Raw genomic sequence first — 16,119 nt, forward strand, 5'->3', positions numbered from 1 at the left:
AGCGGTGTGCCCGCCTCGGACCTGCGCGGCTGCCGGGAGAGGAGTGGGATCGGGCGGCCCGGATGCCCGAACACGGCGGCGGGCGGGCCCGTTCGGTGCCCGCCCGCCGCGATGAGCGATCGTTTTCCGCCGTCACAGCGGACCCCGGTCCCGCCCGAGGGTCAGTGCGGCCAGATGGGCGGGTCGTTCACGAAGTGCCCGCCCAGGTGGCTGTGGGCCGGGTTCTGCGGGTCCAGCTCGCCCTGCTCCGCGATCAGCTTCTCGGCGTACGGCTCCGAGTCGTCCTGCGGCTCGTAGCCGAGCGACCGCGCGGTCGTGAGGTCCCACCAGAGGCGGGTGTTGGCCGATGAGCCGTAGACCACGGTGTGGCCGACGTCCTCGGCGGTGAGGGCCGCGTGGAAGAGGCGGGCGCCGTCGGCCGGGCTCATCCAGACCGAGAGCATGCGCACGCCGGTCGGCTCCGGGAAGCAGGAGCCGATGCGCACCGAGACGGTCTCCAGGCCGTGCCGGTCCCAGTAGAGCTGGGCGAGGTCCTCGCCGAAGGCCTTGGACAGGCCGTAGAAGGTGTCGGGGCGGTGTGGGGTGTCGATCGGGATCAGCGCTCTTGAATCAAGAGGTGTGCCCGGGCGCGGGGCCGGCGTGAAGCCGACGGCGTGGTTGGAGGAGGCGAAGACGATCCGCGGCACGCCTTCCAGGCGGGCGGCCTCGTACAGGTTGTAGGTGCCCTCGATGTTCGACCTGAGGATCTTCTCGAAGGGCGCCTCCAGGGAGATGCCCGCGAGGTGCAGGACCGCGTCCACGCCCCGCACCGCCTCGCGCAGCGCCTCCTTGTCGGTGAGGTCCGCGGTGACGGCGTCCGGCGCGTCCTCGACGGGGCGCACGTCGAACAGGCGCAGCGTGTAGCCGTACTCCGGCAGCAGGGACCGCATCAGGGTGCCGAGCCCGCCGGCGGCGCCGGTGAGCAGCACGGTGCGGGGAGCGGGCATCCTCGGTCTCCTTGGCGACAGCGGCCGCGTGCATGGACAGGATTCACATTCATGGACACGCTAGGGAGCGACGGCGGATCAAGTCAAGTGTGCCGTGGAGTGGGGAAGTCCGTTGCCGTGTCGCGGGATTGCCCGCTTGACCCGCACCGAGACCGGCCCGTAGCGTGAGGCTGTTCAGAAATATGGACACTGATCAGAAACGTGCACCGACAGGGAGCGCCCGTGACGCCAGCCCCTCTCGCCGCCCGGCTCCGCGACCCGAGCGGGCCGCTGTTCTTCCCCGTCACGGCCTACGGCCCGGACGGCTCCCTCGACCTCGACGTCTACCGCACCCATGTGCGCCGGGGCGTCGCGGCCGGTGCCGCCGCCGTGTTCGCCTGCTGCGGCACCGGGGAGTTCCACGCGCTGCTGCCGGAGGAGTTCGAGGCCTGCGTGCGGGCGGCCGTCGAGGCGGCCGAGGGGCGCGTCCCGGTGATCGCGGGGGCGGGCTACGGCACCGCGCTGGCCGTCCGCTACGCGCGTCTCGCCGAGGGCGCGGGCGCCGACGGGCTCCTCGCCATGCCGCCGTACCTCGTGTCGGCCGGCCAGGAGGGCCTGCTGCGGCACTACCGGGAGGTCGCCGCCGCCACCGCCCTGCCGGTGATCGTCTACCAGCGGGACAACGCCGTCTTCACCCCGCACACCGTGGTCGCGCTGGCCCGCACCGAGGGCGTCATCGGTCTCAAGGACGGCCTCGGCGACCTGGACCTGATGCAGCGGATCGTCAGCGCCGTGCGCACCGAGGTCCCCGGCGACTTCCTGTACTTCAACGGCCTGCCCACCGCCGAGCAGACCCAGCTCGCCTACCAGGCCCTCGGCATCACCCTGTACTCCTCGGCCGTGTTCTGCTTCGCCCCGGAGATCGCCCTCGCCTTCCACCGGGCCCTCCGGACGGGCGACCGCGACACCGTGCGCCGCCTCCTGGACGGTTTCTACCGCCCGTTCGTGGAGCTGCGCGCCCAGGGCCGCGGCTACGCCGTCTCGCTCGTCAAGGCGGGCGTCCGGCTGCGCGGCCTGGACGTCGGCGAGGTCCGGCCCCCGCTGGACGAGCCCGGCGAGGACCACGTCAAGCAGCTCGCCCGGCTGATCGAGCGCGGCCACGCGCTGCTGGAGGAGGACGCGTGAAGGCGTCGGCGTTCGTCTACCCCTGGGACGTCAACGGCGACCCCGAGGCCCCCGCCCGCATCGCCGCACTCGGCGTACGGCAGGCGACCCTCGCGTCCGCCTACCACTCCACCCGCGCCCTGACCCCCCGCCACCCGCGCCACCGGATCGTCACCGCCGAGTACGCGGCCGTCCTGTACCCGGCCGGCAACCGCTGGGCAGGCCGCGGCCTGCGACCGTACACCGCCGGGCGCTGGGCACCGTCGGACGCCTACGGAGAGGCCGCCGGGGCGCTCGCCGCGGCCGGACTCGAGGTGCACACCTGGGTCGTCCTCGCGCACAACTCCCGCCTGGGCGCCGAACATCCGGACACCTCGGTCGTCAACGCCTACGGCGACCGCTACCCGTGGGCCCCCTGCATCGCCCAGCCCGCAACGCGCGCGTACCTGGTCGACCTGGCCGCCGAGGCCGCCGTACGCCCCGGCGCGCACGGCACCGAACTGGAGTCCCTCGGCTGGTACGGGCTCCAGCATCTGCACGCCCACGACAAGACCGCCGGGGTGGCTCTCGGGGACGCCGGGCAGTACCTGATGTCGCTCTGCTTCTGCCCCGCCTGCCGCGCCGGGTACGGCGAACAGGGCGTGGACGCCGACGCGTTGGCGGTCGCCGTACGGGACGCCCTGGAGCCGCTGTGGCGGGGCGCGGCCGACGACGGGGGCTGGCCGACGGTCGACAAGCTCCTCGGCCAGGACACCGCTGCCGCCACGCGCGCGTGGCGCGACACCACCGCCCGCACCCTCCAGGAGCAGGCCGTCACCGCCGTACGCGCCGCCGCGCCCGACGGCTTCCAGGTCCTGCTGCACGCCGACCCGGTGCCGTACCACTGCGGTGCCAACGCCGGCGTCGACCCCGCCCACGTCCTCTCCGTCGCGGACGGCGTGGTGGTGCCGTGCACGGGCGGTACGGACCTGCTGGCGCCCTTCGCCGAGCAGGCGCGCGAGGGGACGGTGCTGGCCGCCAACTTCACCGTGGTCTCCGGGATGGGCGGCAGCCCCGGCACCCTCGCGGCCGACGCGGCCCGCGCGCGTGCCCGGGGCGCGACGGAACTGCGGCTGTATCACGCCGGGTTGGCGTCGGACGGGGACCTCGTGGCGGTGCGCGAGGCGCTCGGCGCGCGCTGAGCCGCGAGCGCGGCGGCCGTCAGGAGCAGTCCCAGGCCGTACACGGGCAGCAGCAGCCCGGGGCCGGCCAGTCCCACCAGGCCGGCCCCGACGGCCAGCCCGGCCACGTTCGGAGTGAACATCAGCGTGTGGGCGGTGGCGGTCGCCCGGCCCAGCAGCGGACCCGGGGTCTCGTCCTGCACGGCGGTGAGCGCGGCGATCAGCACACAGGGCAGACCGAGACCGACGGCGGCCCCGGCCACCAGGGCCACCGGATCCGACGGCACGGCCCGCGCGGCCACCCCGGCCGCCGTCAGCGCGATCCCGGCCGCCGCGAACCGGCGCCCGCCCAGCCGCCGCAGCGCCGGCCCGGACACCAGCCCGGCCACCACCGAGCCCGCGCCCTGGACGGCGTAGAGCACACCCGCGTAGGCGGGGGAGTGCCCGAGACGGTCCACGACGGCGTACACCGTGGTGCTGCCCAGCGAGGCCAGGAGCATTGTCGTACCGCCCGCCCGGACCAGCGGGCGCAGCCCCGGATGCCCCCACAGACGTCGGACGCCCTCGGTGGTCTCCCGCCACCAGCCCTCGCCCGACCGGGCGGGCCGTTCCTCGGGGACGCGTACGAGGGCGCACAGCCCGGCCGCGAGCACGAAGGTGACCGCGTCGAGACAGGCGACGGCCGGCCCGCCGAAGGCCGCGTACAGGCCCGCCCCGGTCAGCGGGGCGACCAGCTTCATGCCCTCGTTGGCGGTCATGCGCAGCCCGTTGAAGTCGCCCCGCAGGTCCGGGCCGACGGCGGCGGTGACCAGCGCCGACTCGGCCGCGTCATGGACGACGCCGGCGGCGCCGTACCCGCACAGCACGGCGAACAGCAGCCACAGGCGGCCGGGGGAGTCCACCGCGAACAGGGTGAGCAGGAGGGCGGCCAGGGCGAGGTTGACCGTGATGAGCAGGGGTTTGCGGCGGAACCGGTCGGCGAGGGTGCCGAGCGCCGGCCCGGCCAGGGTGGGTGCCCACATGGCGAGCATGCACAGGGCGGCCAGGCCGTCGGAACGGGTGAGGTCCTTGACCCACACGCCCGACGCCAGCCACAGCGAGGACGTGCCGAAACCGGACACGACCACACCCGTCAGAAACAGCCCCGCAGTGCGGTCCCGCAGCACGCGGAGCACGGTCCAGGAAGTCGTCATGCCAGGTCATCGTGGCTCTAAGGGGGGTGCGCGCGGATCGGTCACGTGCCCTATCCGGGCCCGGGACCACGGCGGCGACAAGCGGGGGCCACGGCGGTGATGACCGGGTGACCCTTGAGACGGTGCAGGACGTCCCACGCGCCGGCGCAGGGCACCGATGAGTTTCGCCGGGCCGGCCGGTCACCCCTCCGTAGGGGCAGAGCAACCCACCAAGGAGCAGGACATGACCGACCCGATCCTCGACCTCGGAGCACAGACCCGGATCCTCGTACGGCTCGCGGAATCCGTGACCGACGAGCAGCTGTCGGTCCCCACCCCGTGCCCTGACCTGGCCGTACGCAATCTGCTCGGCCATCTGCTGGGCCTGTCCGTCGCCTTCCGTGACGCCGCCCGCAAGGACCTGGGCCCGAACACCGACACGCCCCCGAACACCGTCGTCCCGGACATCGGCCCCGGCTGGCGCGAGGAGCTGCCCAAGGTGCTGGACGAACTCGCCGACGCCTGGCGCGACCCGGCCGCCTGGACCGGCATGACCCGCGCGGGCGGGGTGGACCTGCCCGGCGCGGTCGCGGGTGCGGTCGCCGCCGACGAGCTGGTGATCCACGGCTGGGACCTGGCCCGCGCCACCGGCAGCCCCTACACCCCCGACCCCGCGGCCCTCACCTCCGCCCACGGCTTCCTCCTCGCTGCGGCCGGCGACCCGAACCGCGGCAAGGGCCCCTTCGGCCCGGTCGTCCCCGTCCCGGCCGAGGCGCCGCTGCTGGACCGGGCGGTGGGGCTGAGCGGGCGGGATCCCGGGTGGCGCCGCTAGAAGCCCCCCGGTGCCGCGGGCACGCCGGCGAACTCCGGGCGGCGGAAGCGGCGCATCGGCCCTACGGTGACCTGAGAGGGGGGGGGCAGGCCGTACAGGTACTACGGAGGATGCCGCCATGCAGGAGCACTACGTGTGGGTGACGACGCGCCGCCTTCAGCCGGGGGCGTTGCAGGAGTTCGAGCGGGCATGGCGCCCGGCCCCCGCCCCGCCGGGCCTGCACCGCGCCTACGCGTACTGGTCCGAGGACGGGCAGGAGATCACCGGCGTGTCGTTCTGGGACACCCAGGAGTCGTGCGACGCGTGGCGGGGCTCCGACCCGGAGGCACAGCGGCGGGCGGCCATGGCCCCGTACGTCGTCTCGGAGAGCGAGGGCTTCTACCGCGGCCGCGAACTCACCCTCCCCGGCGTCGGCCACGGGTGAGCGCGGCCGACATGAGCGGGATCGTGGTCGTGTACGAGCTCGACCGCCCGGCGGCCGCCCACCCCTCCCCGCCCGGCGCGCCCGGCGAGGAACGCCTCCCGCGCCGGGTGCACGCGGTGCCCACCGCACCCGGCAGGCCGGACGCCGCCGGACCGCGGACACTTTGCGGCAAGGACACCTTCGCCATGGAACCGGCCCGGTGGACGCCCTCCGAGCACGCCGGGGCGCCGTGGTACCCCGCCGAGTACGCGTCCGTGGTCTGCCCCGAATGCGATGCAGTGATGGAGGTCTGAGCAGGGTCCCGGTCCGGACGGGGAGCGGCGGCGCCGTGGCGGTTCCCCGCCGGCGCCGGGTTCCTCGCCGCCCGGCCGCGCCACCCCCGGGCCCCGCTTGGCGAAATGAGCCGGAGCCGGGCGAAAGGCGTCGTACCCTCCTGCCATGCCGCTCACCCTCACCGTCCTCGGTACCGCCTCGCCGCACCCGGGCCCCGACCGGCCCTGCTCCGGCTATCTGGTGTCCGGCGGCGGCGCCGAGGTGTGGGTGGACGCGGGGCCCGGCACGTTCGCCGCGTTGCAGCGGCACACGGATCCCGCCCGGCTCACCGCGATCTGGATCTCGCATCTGCACGCCGACCACAGCGCCGACCTGCTCGCCGCCGCCTACGCCTTCGCCTTCGGCGGCATGACCCCGAACGCGCCGATCCCGGTGTACGCGCCCCAGGACTGCGCGCGCCGGCTGGCCGGTTTCTTCGGCCGTCCCGACATCGAGTTCCTGAAGGGCGTCTTCGACTTCCGGGCCCTGTACGACGGCCACGACGTCCGGCACTGGAACCTGCGTCTGACCACCCGCGCCGTCGCCCACGGCACCGAGGCGTACGGGCTGCGCGCCGAGGCCCAGGGCAGTGTCCTCGCCTACTCGGGAGACAGCGGACCCTGCCCCGCACTCGTCGAACTCGCCTCCCGTGCCGACCTGTTCCTGTGCGAGGCGGACCTCGACGAGCATCGCGTCGGCGAATACCCCCGGCAGGTCCACCTGACACCCGAGGACGCCGGCCGTATCGCGCGGGACGCACATGTGCGCGAGCTGCTCGTCACCCACGTCGGCCCCACGCTCACCCGCGAGGCGGCCACCGCGCGAGCCGCCGCGGTCTCCGGCCGGCCCACGTACACCGCCGTCGAGGGCGACACCCGCACCGTCTGAGCCGGTTGCCCAGGCACCCCGACTTCCTTTGTCAGAAGCATTGACGAATCACGGGCCCCCTCCTACCTTCAACGCGTCGTACTTCGTACGTCATATATGAGACGCGATATGTGAGATCCGAGAGGGCCGCATGACCTCTGTGCCCACCCCGATCCCGTCCCGCACGCAGTACGTGCTGGACGCGATCAAACACCGCATCCTGACCGGCCTGCTGACGCCCGGCCAGGCCCTGGTCGAGACGGAGCTGGCCGCACAGTTCGGGGTGTCCAAGACCCCGGTGCGGGAGGCGCTGAAGACCCTCGCCGGGACCGGGCTCGTCGTGATGAGCCAGTACAAGGGCGTCACGGTGCGCATGGTGGACGCGGACATGGCGCGCGAGGTCTACGACGTGCGGCTGCTGCTGGAGCCCGAGGCGCTGCGCCGGGCGGTGCGGCGCGAAGCCTCCCTCGACGCCGCCCGCGACGCGCTCACCCGGGCCGACGCCGCCGGCGACACCGCCGAACGCTCCCTGGCCAACCGGGAGTTCCACCGCGCCCTCTACCTGCCGTGCGGCAACCCGCTGCTCGGCAGGATGCTGGACGAGGTCCGCGACCAGGCCGCCCTCGTCTCCGCCGTCGCCTGGGCGGCCGACCCCTCCTGGGAGCGGGAGGCCGCCGAGCACCGGGAGATCCTGCGGCTCGCGCTGGACGGCGACGCGGACGGCGCGGCGAGCGCCCTGCACTCCCACATCGCCTCGTTCGTACGGCGCGCCTTCCCCTCGGACACCGAGCCCGACCCGGCGGAAGGTCATCGATGAGCAGCGTGACGTTCGAGACCCAACGGGCGGCCCTGGCCGACGTGGTGGCCATCCCGGTGACCCCCTTCGCCGAGGACGGCTCCGTCGCGCGGGACACCCACCGGGCCCTGCTGCGCCGCCTGCTCGACGGCGGGATCCGCACCCTCACCCCGAACGGCAACACCGGCGAGTTCTACGCCCTCACCCCCGAAGAGCGCCTCCTGGTCGCCGAGTCGACCGTCGACGAGGCCGGCGACCGCGCCGTGATCCTGGCCGGCGTCGGCCACGACCTGCCCACCGCGACCGCCTCCGCCCGGCACGCCCGCGCACTCGGCGCGCAGATGGTGATGGTCCACCAGCCCGTCCACCCGTACGTCTCGGCGGCCGGCTGGGTCGACTACCACCGTGCCATCGCCGAGGCCGTGCCCGAACTGGGCGTGGTCCCCTACATCCGCAACGCCCAGCTGCCCGGCGCCCGCCTCGCCGAACTCGCCGACCACTGCCCCAACGTCATCGGCGTGAAGTACGCCGTCCCGGACGCCGCACGCTTCGCGGCCTTCGCACGGGACGCAGGCCTGGACCGCTTCGTCTGGGTGGCGGGCCTGGCCGAACCGTACGCACCCTCCTACTTCTCCGCGGGCGCCACCGGCTTCACCTCGGGGCTCGTGAACGTCGCCCCGGCCGTTTCGCTGCACATGATCGAAGCGCTTCGGTCCGGTGACTACCCGGCCGCCATGAAGGTCTGGGAGCAGATCCGCCGCTTCGAGGAACTGCGCGCCGCCCACGGCTCCGCCGACAACGTCACCGTCGTCAAGGAGGCCCTCGCCGCGCTCGGCCTGTGCCGCCGGGACGTCCGCCCGCCGAGCAGGCAGCTGCCCGAGGACGAGCGCGCCGAGGTCGCCGCCATCGCCGCCGGATGGTCGATATGAAGCAGCCGCACGAGCTGCGGAGCCACCAGTGGTACGGCAGCGACGGCCTGCGCTCCTTCAGCCACCGCGCCCGTACCCGCCAGCTCGGCTACCTGCCCGAGGAGCACCTGGGCAAGCCGGTCGTCGCGATCCTCAACACCTGGTCGGACATCAACCCCTGCCATGTGCACCTGCGGGACCGGGCGCAGGCCGTGAAGCGCGGGGTCTGGCAGGCCGGGGGCTTCCCGCTGGAGTTCCCGGTCTCCACGCTCAGCGAGACCTTCCAGAAGCCGACCCCGATGCTCTACCGCAACCTGCTCGCGATGGAGACCGAGGAACTGCTGCGGTCGTACCCGGTCGACGGCGCCGTCCTGATGGGCGGCTGCGACAAGTCCACGCCCGCCCTGCTGATGGGCGCCGCCTCGGTGGACCTGCCCGCCGTCTTCGTGCCGGCCGGGCCCATGCTCCCGGGCCACTGGCGGGGCGAGGTCCTCGGCTCCGGCACCGACATGTGGAAGTACTGGGACCAGAAGCGGGCCGGCCTCGTCGGGGACTGCGAGATGGCCGAGCTGGAGAGCGGCCTGGCCCGCTCGCCGGGCCACTGCATGACCATGGGGACGGCGTCCACGCTGACCGCGGCCGCCGAGGCGCTCGGCGTCACCGTGCCCGGCGCGTCCAGCATCCCGGCGGTCGACTCCGGACACGACCGGATGGCCGCCAGGGCGGGCCTGACCATCGTCGAACTGGTCCACAGGGACCGCAGGCTGAGCGAGATCCTCACCCGGGAGGCCTTCGCGGACGCGGTCACCACCGTGCTCGGCCTCGGCGGCTCCACCAACGCCGTGATCCACCTGATCGCCATGGCGGGCCGGGCCGGAGTGAAACTGACGCTGGACGACTTCGACCGCATCGCCCGCACGGTCCCGGTCCTCGCCGACGTCCGCCCCGGCGGACAGCGCCACCTCATGGAGGACTTCCACTTCGCGGGCGGCCTGCCCGGCTTCCTCTCCCGCATCCCGGACCTGCTCCACCTGGACCGGCCGACGGTGTCGTACGACACCCTGCGCGAGCAGCTGGACGGCGCGCAGGTGCACGACGACGACGTCATCCGCCCCCGCGGCAACCCGGTCGCGAGCGAGGGCGGGGTCGCGGTGCTGCGCGGCAACCTCTGCCCCGACGGCGCCGTCATCAAGCACATCGCCGCCGAGCCCCGGCTGCTCGAGCACACCGGCCCGGCCGTCGTCTTCGACGACTACCGGACCATGCAGCGCACCATCGACGACCCGTCCCTCGGCATCACCGCCGACAGCGTGCTCGTGCTGCGCAACGCCGGCCCCCAGGGCGGCCCGGGCATGCCCGAGTACGGCATGCTCCCGATCCCGGACCACCTGCTCAGGCAGGGCGTGCGGGACATGGTGCGGATCTCCGACGCCCGGATGAGCGGCACGAGTTACGGCGCCTGCGTGCTGCACGTGGCACCGGAGTCGTACGTCGGCGGTCCGCTGGCGCTGGTGCGCACCGGGGACCCCATCACCCTGGACGTCGAGGCACGCACCCTCCATCTCCACGTGGGCGACGAGGAGCTGGAGCGCAGGCGGGCCGAGTGGACCCCGCCGCCCGCCCGTTACGAGCGCGGCTACGGCGCCCTCTACAGCGAACAGATCACCCAGGCCGACACCGGCTGCGACTTCGAGTTCCTGGCCCGCCCGGGCACGGTGCCGGACCCGTACGCCGGCTGAACCCCCGCCCGACCCCTGGCGAAGCGCTCACGCATGTGTATGGAGCAAGCGCTTCCTGCACCCGCTGCAAAAGCCCCACTGCGAACGGAGAACAGCCATGGCCCAAGCCACAGCCGTGGCGAAACCGCCCGCGCCGGCCGGGCGGCGCCGTGCCTCCGCGACCCCGCGCAGGCTGCCGTACCTGCTGATCGCCCCGGCGGCCCTGCTCATGCTGGGCTTCATCGCCTACCCGGTGCTCAGCGTCTTCTACTACAGCCTGCACAACTACAACCCCACCAAGCCGTGGCGGAACGGCTTCGCGGGCTTCGACAACTTCACCCGGGCCTTCGCGCACGACCCGCAGTTCTGGGACACGCTGACCTTCAGCGCCAAGTGGGTCGTGGTGGAAGTCGGGCTGCAGCTGCTGTTCGGGCTCGCGCTGGCGCTCATCGTCAACCAGTCCTTCGTGGGGCGGGCGCTGGGCCGGGCGCTGGTGTTCTCGCCCTGGGCCGTCTCCGGCGTGCTGACCTCCGCGATCTGGGTGCTGCTCTACAACTCCCAGACGGGCATCACGCGTTATCTCGCCGACGCGGGGATCGGTTCGTACGGTGGCAGGACCAGCGGTTCGCCGAGTACCGCAACCCGGGTCCGGGCGCGGCGATCACCGTCCCCGCCGACCGGCCCCGGCTCACCGACGCCGGGGCCGCGCTGCACACCCCGGCGGCCTGTCTCGGCGACCGGCATCCCCGACCGGCCCGCCCGAGGCGAAGCGGAAGGCGGACCAGTGACCGGAATTCCCGGGTCAGGTTCCTCCCGATCCCCCTACGCTGTTGCCTGACGGACCGTTGGGACAGGATGCAGGATCGGGGGAGCCTGTGGACGTACACGTGGATGTCCATCTCGCGGAGGGTGCCGAAGACGGCACAGCCGCGGACGAGACGCGGTCACTGCTCGCCTGGCTCACCGAGGCGGACGAGCTGCGCGGCAGAGTCACTCCACAGGAGGGACCACCGGTGCCCGGCACACTGGGCCCGGTCCTGGACGGCCTGGTGGTCGCGCTCGGCTCCGGCGGCGCGGTCACCGGACTCACCACCGCCCTGGTGGCCTGGATCCGCAGCCGGCACAGCAACGTCACCGTCAAGGCGACCCGGCCCGACGGCGCCTCGCTGGAGATCTCCACGAAGCTCGTCGGGCCGATGACCCCCCGGGAACTGCGCACCTTCGTGACCGACACCTCCCGGATCCTGGAGAGCGGCCGGGAAGCGGACGGCGGCGCGTTATGACCACCGGGTCCGCCGAGTCACCGGCCCTCCCCACGCCCGGCACCGCGCTGGCGTCCTCCGGCGCCCGGGTGCTGCTCATCGGCACCGGCACCCATCACGGCCCCACGCTGACCTCCGTACCGGCGGTGCCACGCAGCGTGGAGGCCCTGGCGGCCACCCTGGCCGAACGCTGCGGAGTGACCTCCGACCGGCTGCGCACGCTCGTCGACCCGGCGGACGCCCGCACGATGGCCCTGGCCGTCGCCGACGCGGCGCAGGAGGCCGAGAGCACCCTGCTCGTGTACTACGTGGGACACGGCCTCATCGGCCCCGGCGACGAGCTGTACCTCGCCGCGAGCGCCACCGACCGGCTGACTCCGGGCCTCGCTGCACACCAGGCGCTCTCGTTCTCGGCCCTGCGCGAGGCACTCACCCTGTGCCGCGCCGCGTCCGTGATCGTCATCCTGGACTGCTGCTTCTCCGGACGCGCCCGGCTGGGCAACGGCACACCCCAGCCCGCGGCCTTCAGCCTGCCCGCCGGGCACGGGATGTACCTGCTGGGATCCGCCGAGCAGTTGGCGCTGGCCCCCGACGACGCCGAACACACCGCCCTCACCGGCGAGTTGATCACCCTCCTGCGCCGCGGCGAGCCACGCGCACCACGCCTGCTCACCCTGGACGACGTCTACGACCACCTCTTCCGCGCGTTACGGGCCCGGGGCGGGCCGCTGCCCCGCCGCCAGGCCGGCGACCGCTCGGGCGGGCTGGTCGTCGCCGTCAATGCGGCCGCACCGACGACCGGCGAGCCGGACGCCACCACGGCCGAGGAACCCGCACCGGGTCCCTGCCCGTACCCGGGCCTCGACGCGTTCACCGTGGACGACGCCGGGTTCTTCCACGGCCGGGAGAAGCTGGTCGAGGAGCTGCTCCGCGGCTGCCACCAGGCAGTCGGGCAGGGCCGGCCACTGGCGGTGGTCGGGCCGTCCGGTGCCGGCAAGACCTCACTGCTGCACGCCGGACTCCTCGCGGCGTTACGGGCCGGAGCCCCGCTGCTGCCCGGCTCGGCAGCCTGGCCCGGCCTTGTCCTGACCCCCGGCGAACACCCCCTCCGCAGCCTGACCACCGCCCTGCGGGGTGACACCGTCCTGTCGGCAGAGGACCCGAAAGCCGCCGTCGGCTGGGTCCACGACCTCGTCCCGGACCGGCGGCGCCTGGTGCTGGTGGTGGACCAGCTGGAGGAGCTGTTCACCCTCTGCCGCAGCCGGACCGAACGCACCGCGTTCCTCGCCGCGTTGACGGCCCTGGCCGAGGCCGGAACGCTCGTCGTCGTCGCCCTGCGCGCCGACTTCTACGGCCACGCCCAGGCCCTGCCCGAGCTGGACGCGGTGCTGCGGTCCGACCAGGTGCTCGTCAGCCCGATGCAACAGGAGGAGCTGAGGGCCGCGATCGAGCGTCCGGCCGGTGCCGTCGGCCTGGAACTCGACGAGGGCCTCGCCGATCTGCTCATCCACGAACTGGGCGCCGCCCGGCTGACCCGGTCCCGGACCGGCACCCTGCCGCTGCTCTCCCACGCACTCTGGTCCACCTGGCGGCACCGCCAGGGCAGCCGGCTGACCGTCGCCGGCTACCGCGAGAGCGGAGGCATCGACGAAGCCATCAAACAGACCGCCGACGACACCTACGACCACCTGGACACCGCGGGCCGCGCAGCCGCACGCCATATGCTGCCGCGTCTCGTGCACATCGACGACGACGCCCCGGACACCAGCCGCCCCGTCGACCGGACCGTACTGCTGGATGGCCTCGCGGACCCCCAAGCCGCCGATCGGGCCCTGAACCAACTGGCCGCGGCACGGCTGCTGGTCCTCGACGAGCACACCGTCCGCATCAGCCACAACGCCCTGCTGCACGCCTGGCCCCGGCTGCGCGAGTGGATCGACGCGGACCGGGACTGGCTGCGCACGCGTCAGCAGGTCGCCGTCGACGCCGCCGTCTGGTGGGAGGCGGACCGGCATCCCTCGCTGCTCTATCGGGGCCCACGGCTCGCCGCCACCCGTGAACGCCTGGAGGGCGCGGGTCTGACCGCTGCCGCCGAGGGCAAGGGGCATGCCGGTGAACTCGAACCACGGCTGGCGGAGTTCCTGAACCAGTCGTGGCGCCAGGAACGGCGTGGGGTGCACATCCGCAGGGCCGTGATCGCCTGTATGTGCGTGCTGACACTGCTGGCCGGGGCGGGCGGGGGCCTGGCCTGGTGGTCGGGGCAGAAGGAGGCGGCTCAGCGTCGGCAGGCTGTCGCGCGGCTGGTCACGGCGGAGGCGGAGAGGCTGCAGGGAAACCGCCCTGGGCTGGCCAAGCAGCTCAGCCTGGTCGCGAACCGGCTGGACCCGAAGACCGGTACGGCCTCCATGATCGCCGGTCTGGGCCTGCCGGGCGTTTTCATGGGCGATGCCCCCGCCGGCGACATCTCCCTGGACGCCCGAGGCGACCGGATGGCCATCTCGACCGGCTCTGATGTCGTCCTGTGGGACACGGCGCACGGTAAGAAGTCGGGGAACCTGGGCCAGATGCGGACCGGTGCCGTGGCACTCAGCGGGGACGGTCGGCTCGTGGCCGCAGTGCGGGCGGGCAGCACGGTCAGTGGATCGCTGGGGCTGTGGGATGTCACCGCGCCGGACCGGCCGCGCCGCATTGCCGTCCCCGAGCAACAGACCAAGGCGCTGTCGCTGGCGATCAGCCCCGACGGCCGCATGCTCGCTCTCGGCCGTGCCGACGGAACCGTCCAGCTGTGGGACATCGCCCACCGGTCCGCCCCACGTCCGCTGCGCGCCCTGAGCGGTCACACCGGAGCCGTCCACTCGGTCGCCTTCGCCCCGTCCGGGCGCCTCCTGGCGAGTGCCGGCAGTGACGGCAAGGTACGGCTCTGGGACACGTCGGACCGGCGGCGTACCTCGGCCCTCGCGGTCCTTCCCGGCCTCAAACTGGGCTCACAGACCTACGACCTGAACGGAAGGCCGCTGCACCAGGTCGCGTTCAGCCCGGACGGCCGGATGCTGGCCGGACCGGGCGACGGGAAGCAGATCGGGGCCCGGTTGTGGCGGCTGCGGGACGAGGGGCAGCCGACGTCCGCGGGTACGGCGCAGGAAAAGTTTCTGACCGACTGTTCGACGGGCCTGAACTCCACCGCGTTCAGTCCGGACGGGAAGATTCTTGCCACCGCCTGCGGCAAGAACACCTACCTCTGGAAGGTCGGATCAGGTCCCCACTTGCGAAAGTCCGCTCAGCTGCAGGGTTTCGCAGACGGCGACGGGATGGCCGGTCCCGCCCTCTTCACGTCGACCGGTCACCGGTTGCTGCGGGCCTCGGGCCGCGGAGTGCTGCTGTGGTACGTGGAGAACACGGCGCGGCCCACCGCCGCTGCCAGCTTCGGCGACCCCCCGTCCGGCTTCCAGACGACCACGGCGTTCAGCGGCGGCTCCAAGCGGCTGCTCGTCATTCATGGTGCTGACGGTGGTGCCCTGTGGGACCTGAGTGGTGCGGCGACGCTCCACAAGAGTCTGGCCCGGCTGCCGGGCAGCGGCGACATCGGTGCGGAGGGGGCGGCCTTCAGTCCCGACGGGCGGATCCTCGCACTCAGCGAGCTGAGTGGAAACAAGCATGTCGTCCGGCTGCGCGACACCCGGCGTTCCGGCGCACCCGTCATCGCCACCATCACGGACATCGCCAACGGCGTGGAGGACATCTCCTTCAGCGCGGACGGCCACCTGCTGGCCGTGGCCGACAGCAACGACCACCTCGACGTCCGCAGCGAGCCACCCTCGGTCAAGGTGTTCGACGTCACCGCCGTCTCCCGTCCCCGGCAGACCACGTCCATGAAGGGCGATGTCTACCGCGTCACCTTCGCCCCGAAGGGCCGGCTCCTGGTCGCCAACACCGCCGACACGCTGCTCTCCTGGACCGTGACCGACCCACGGCATCCGGTGTCCCAGCCGACCCGGTGGCTCACCCGAGGTGCCGGTGTGTCGGGGTCCGCCTTCAGTCCCGACGGCAATCTGCTCGCCGTCACCGACTCCGGGGACACCACGCGACTGTGGGCGGTCGAGGACGGCCGGATCACGAACGACCACAGGCACTACCCGGTCGTGATGCGCACAGTCGGCTCGACAGGAGACCTCGCCTTCAGCCCCGACGGCCGGACCCTCGCCTGGGGAAGCGCCGGCGACCTGGAAGCTGGCACCGGGGAGGTCAAAGCTCACGTCGAACTGTGGGACGTCAGCCACCCGCGGACTCCGCTCTACGCGGGTGCGTTCGCCTACGACGCCGGGGGCCTCGGGGGCTTCGGGGGCCTGTCGTACAGCACGGAGGGGAAGCCCCTGCTGGTTGCCACCGGAGCGACCGTCGACGTCTGGTCCACCAACCCTCAGGACCTGAAGTACCTGATCTGCAAGAGCTACGGCGACGTGATCACCGAGCCCGAGTGGAAGGCCTACGTCCCCGGCGAGCCCTACGACCCGCCCTGCCACTGACTGCCCCCGCCTTCAA

The 16,119-nt window shown here is 73.2% G+C and carries 13 protein-coding genes and 2 pseudogenes; 13 read left to right on the top strand and 2 right to left on the bottom strand.

What is annotated here, in order from left to right; translation table 11 throughout:
- Positions 1-161: 161 nt before the first annotated feature.
- Entirely contained in the window at positions 162-986 is an 825-nt protein-coding gene (locus tag AC07DS_RS28580; RefSeq protein WP_479149816.1) for an NAD-dependent epimerase/dehydratase family protein, read from the bottom strand.
- 222 nt (positions 987-1,208) lie between these two features.
- Between AC07DS_RS28580 and AC07DS_RS28585 the strand changes: the two genes are divergently transcribed.
- Complete coding sequence (locus AC07DS_RS28585; protein WP_479149818.1) at positions 1,209-2,150, top strand: 5-dehydro-4-deoxyglucarate dehydratase; 942 nt, start codon at positions 1,209-1,211, stop codon at positions 2,148-2,150.
- Entirely contained in the window at positions 2,147-3,310 is a 1,164-nt protein-coding gene (locus AC07DS_RS28590) for a hypothetical protein (protein WP_479149820.1), read from the top strand. Before AC07DS_RS28585 ends, AC07DS_RS28590 begins: the two co-directional genes overlap by 4 nt.
- Here AC07DS_RS28590 and AC07DS_RS28595 read toward each other — a convergent pair.
- Positions 3,247-4,482 (bottom strand): MFS transporter, encoded by a 1,236-nt coding sequence (locus AC07DS_RS28595; protein WP_479149822.1) that lies wholly within the window; start codon positions 4,480-4,482, stop codon positions 3,247-3,249. The genes AC07DS_RS28590 and AC07DS_RS28595 overlap by 64 nt on opposite strands.
- Positions 4,483-4,705: 223 nt before the next feature.
- Here AC07DS_RS28595 and AC07DS_RS28600 point away from each other — a divergent pair, with 223 nt between their 5' ends.
- From AC07DS_RS28600 to AC07DS_RS28650, 11 genes and pseudogenes are all read left to right on the top strand, one after another.
- Positions 4,706-5,293 carry a TIGR03086 family metal-binding protein gene (locus tag AC07DS_RS28600; RefSeq protein WP_479149824.1) on the top strand — a complete coding sequence of 196 codons (588 nt, stop codon included), beginning with the start codon at positions 4,706-4,708 and terminating at the stop codon, positions 5,291-5,293.
- Positions 5,294-5,411: 118 nt separating this feature from the next.
- Positions 5,412-5,717 (top strand): antibiotic biosynthesis monooxygenase, encoded by a 306-nt coding sequence (locus AC07DS_RS28605; RefSeq protein ID WP_145874826.1) that lies wholly within the window; start codon positions 5,412-5,414, stop codon positions 5,715-5,717.
- 11 nt (positions 5,718-5,728) lie between these two features.
- The gene (locus AC07DS_RS28610; RefSeq protein ID WP_479149826.1) at positions 5,729-6,010 is read left to right on the top strand and encodes a hypothetical protein; all 282 of its coding nucleotides are present in this window, start codon (positions 5,729-5,731) and stop codon (positions 6,008-6,010) included.
- 145 nt (positions 6,011-6,155) lie between these two features.
- Complete coding sequence (locus AC07DS_RS28615; protein ID WP_479149828.1) at positions 6,156-6,917, top strand: MBL fold metallo-hydrolase; 762 nt, start codon at positions 6,156-6,158, stop codon at positions 6,915-6,917.
- A gap of 130 nt (positions 6,918-7,047) precedes the next feature.
- The gene (locus AC07DS_RS28620) at positions 7,048-7,713 is read left to right on the top strand and encodes a GntR family transcriptional regulator (RefSeq protein WP_479149830.1); all 666 of its coding nucleotides are present in this window, start codon (positions 7,048-7,050) and stop codon (positions 7,711-7,713) included.
- On the top strand, positions 7,710-8,621 hold the full coding sequence (locus AC07DS_RS28625) for a dihydrodipicolinate synthase family protein (RefSeq protein ID WP_479149832.1): 912 nt from the start codon (positions 7,710-7,712) through the stop codon (positions 8,619-8,621). The genes AC07DS_RS28620 and AC07DS_RS28625 overlap by 4 nt, the downstream gene beginning before the upstream one ends.
- Positions 8,609-10,339: an L-arabinonate dehydratase gene (gene araD, locus AC07DS_RS28630; RefSeq protein WP_479149834.1), complete on the top strand. Its 1,731-nt coding sequence runs from the start codon at positions 8,609-8,611 to the stop codon at positions 10,337-10,339. The genes AC07DS_RS28625 and araD overlap by 13 nt, the downstream gene beginning before the upstream one ends.
- 97 nt (positions 10,340-10,436) lie before the next feature.
- Positions 10,437-10,961: pseudogene (locus AC07DS_RS28635) on the top strand (carbohydrate ABC transporter permease); the annotation flags it as partial.
- Positions 10,928-11,065: pseudogene (locus AC07DS_RS28640) on the top strand (pectinesterase family protein); the annotation flags it as partial. The pseudogenes AC07DS_RS28635 and AC07DS_RS28640, both read left to right, overlap by 34 nt.
- Positions 11,066-11,205: 140 nt before the next feature.
- Entirely contained in the window at positions 11,206-11,601 is a 396-nt protein-coding gene (locus tag AC07DS_RS28645; protein WP_479149836.1) for an effector-associated constant component EACC1, read from the top strand.
- Positions 11,598-16,103 carry a caspase, EACC1-associated type gene (locus AC07DS_RS28650; RefSeq protein WP_479149838.1) on the top strand — a complete coding sequence of 1,502 codons (4,506 nt, stop codon included), beginning with the start codon at positions 11,598-11,600 and terminating at the stop codon, positions 16,101-16,103. Before AC07DS_RS28645 ends, AC07DS_RS28650 begins: the two co-directional genes overlap by 4 nt.
- Positions 16,104-16,119 lie beyond the last annotated feature (16 nt).

It is taken from the genome of Streptomyces sp. NPDC044064 (assembly GCF_056434245.1).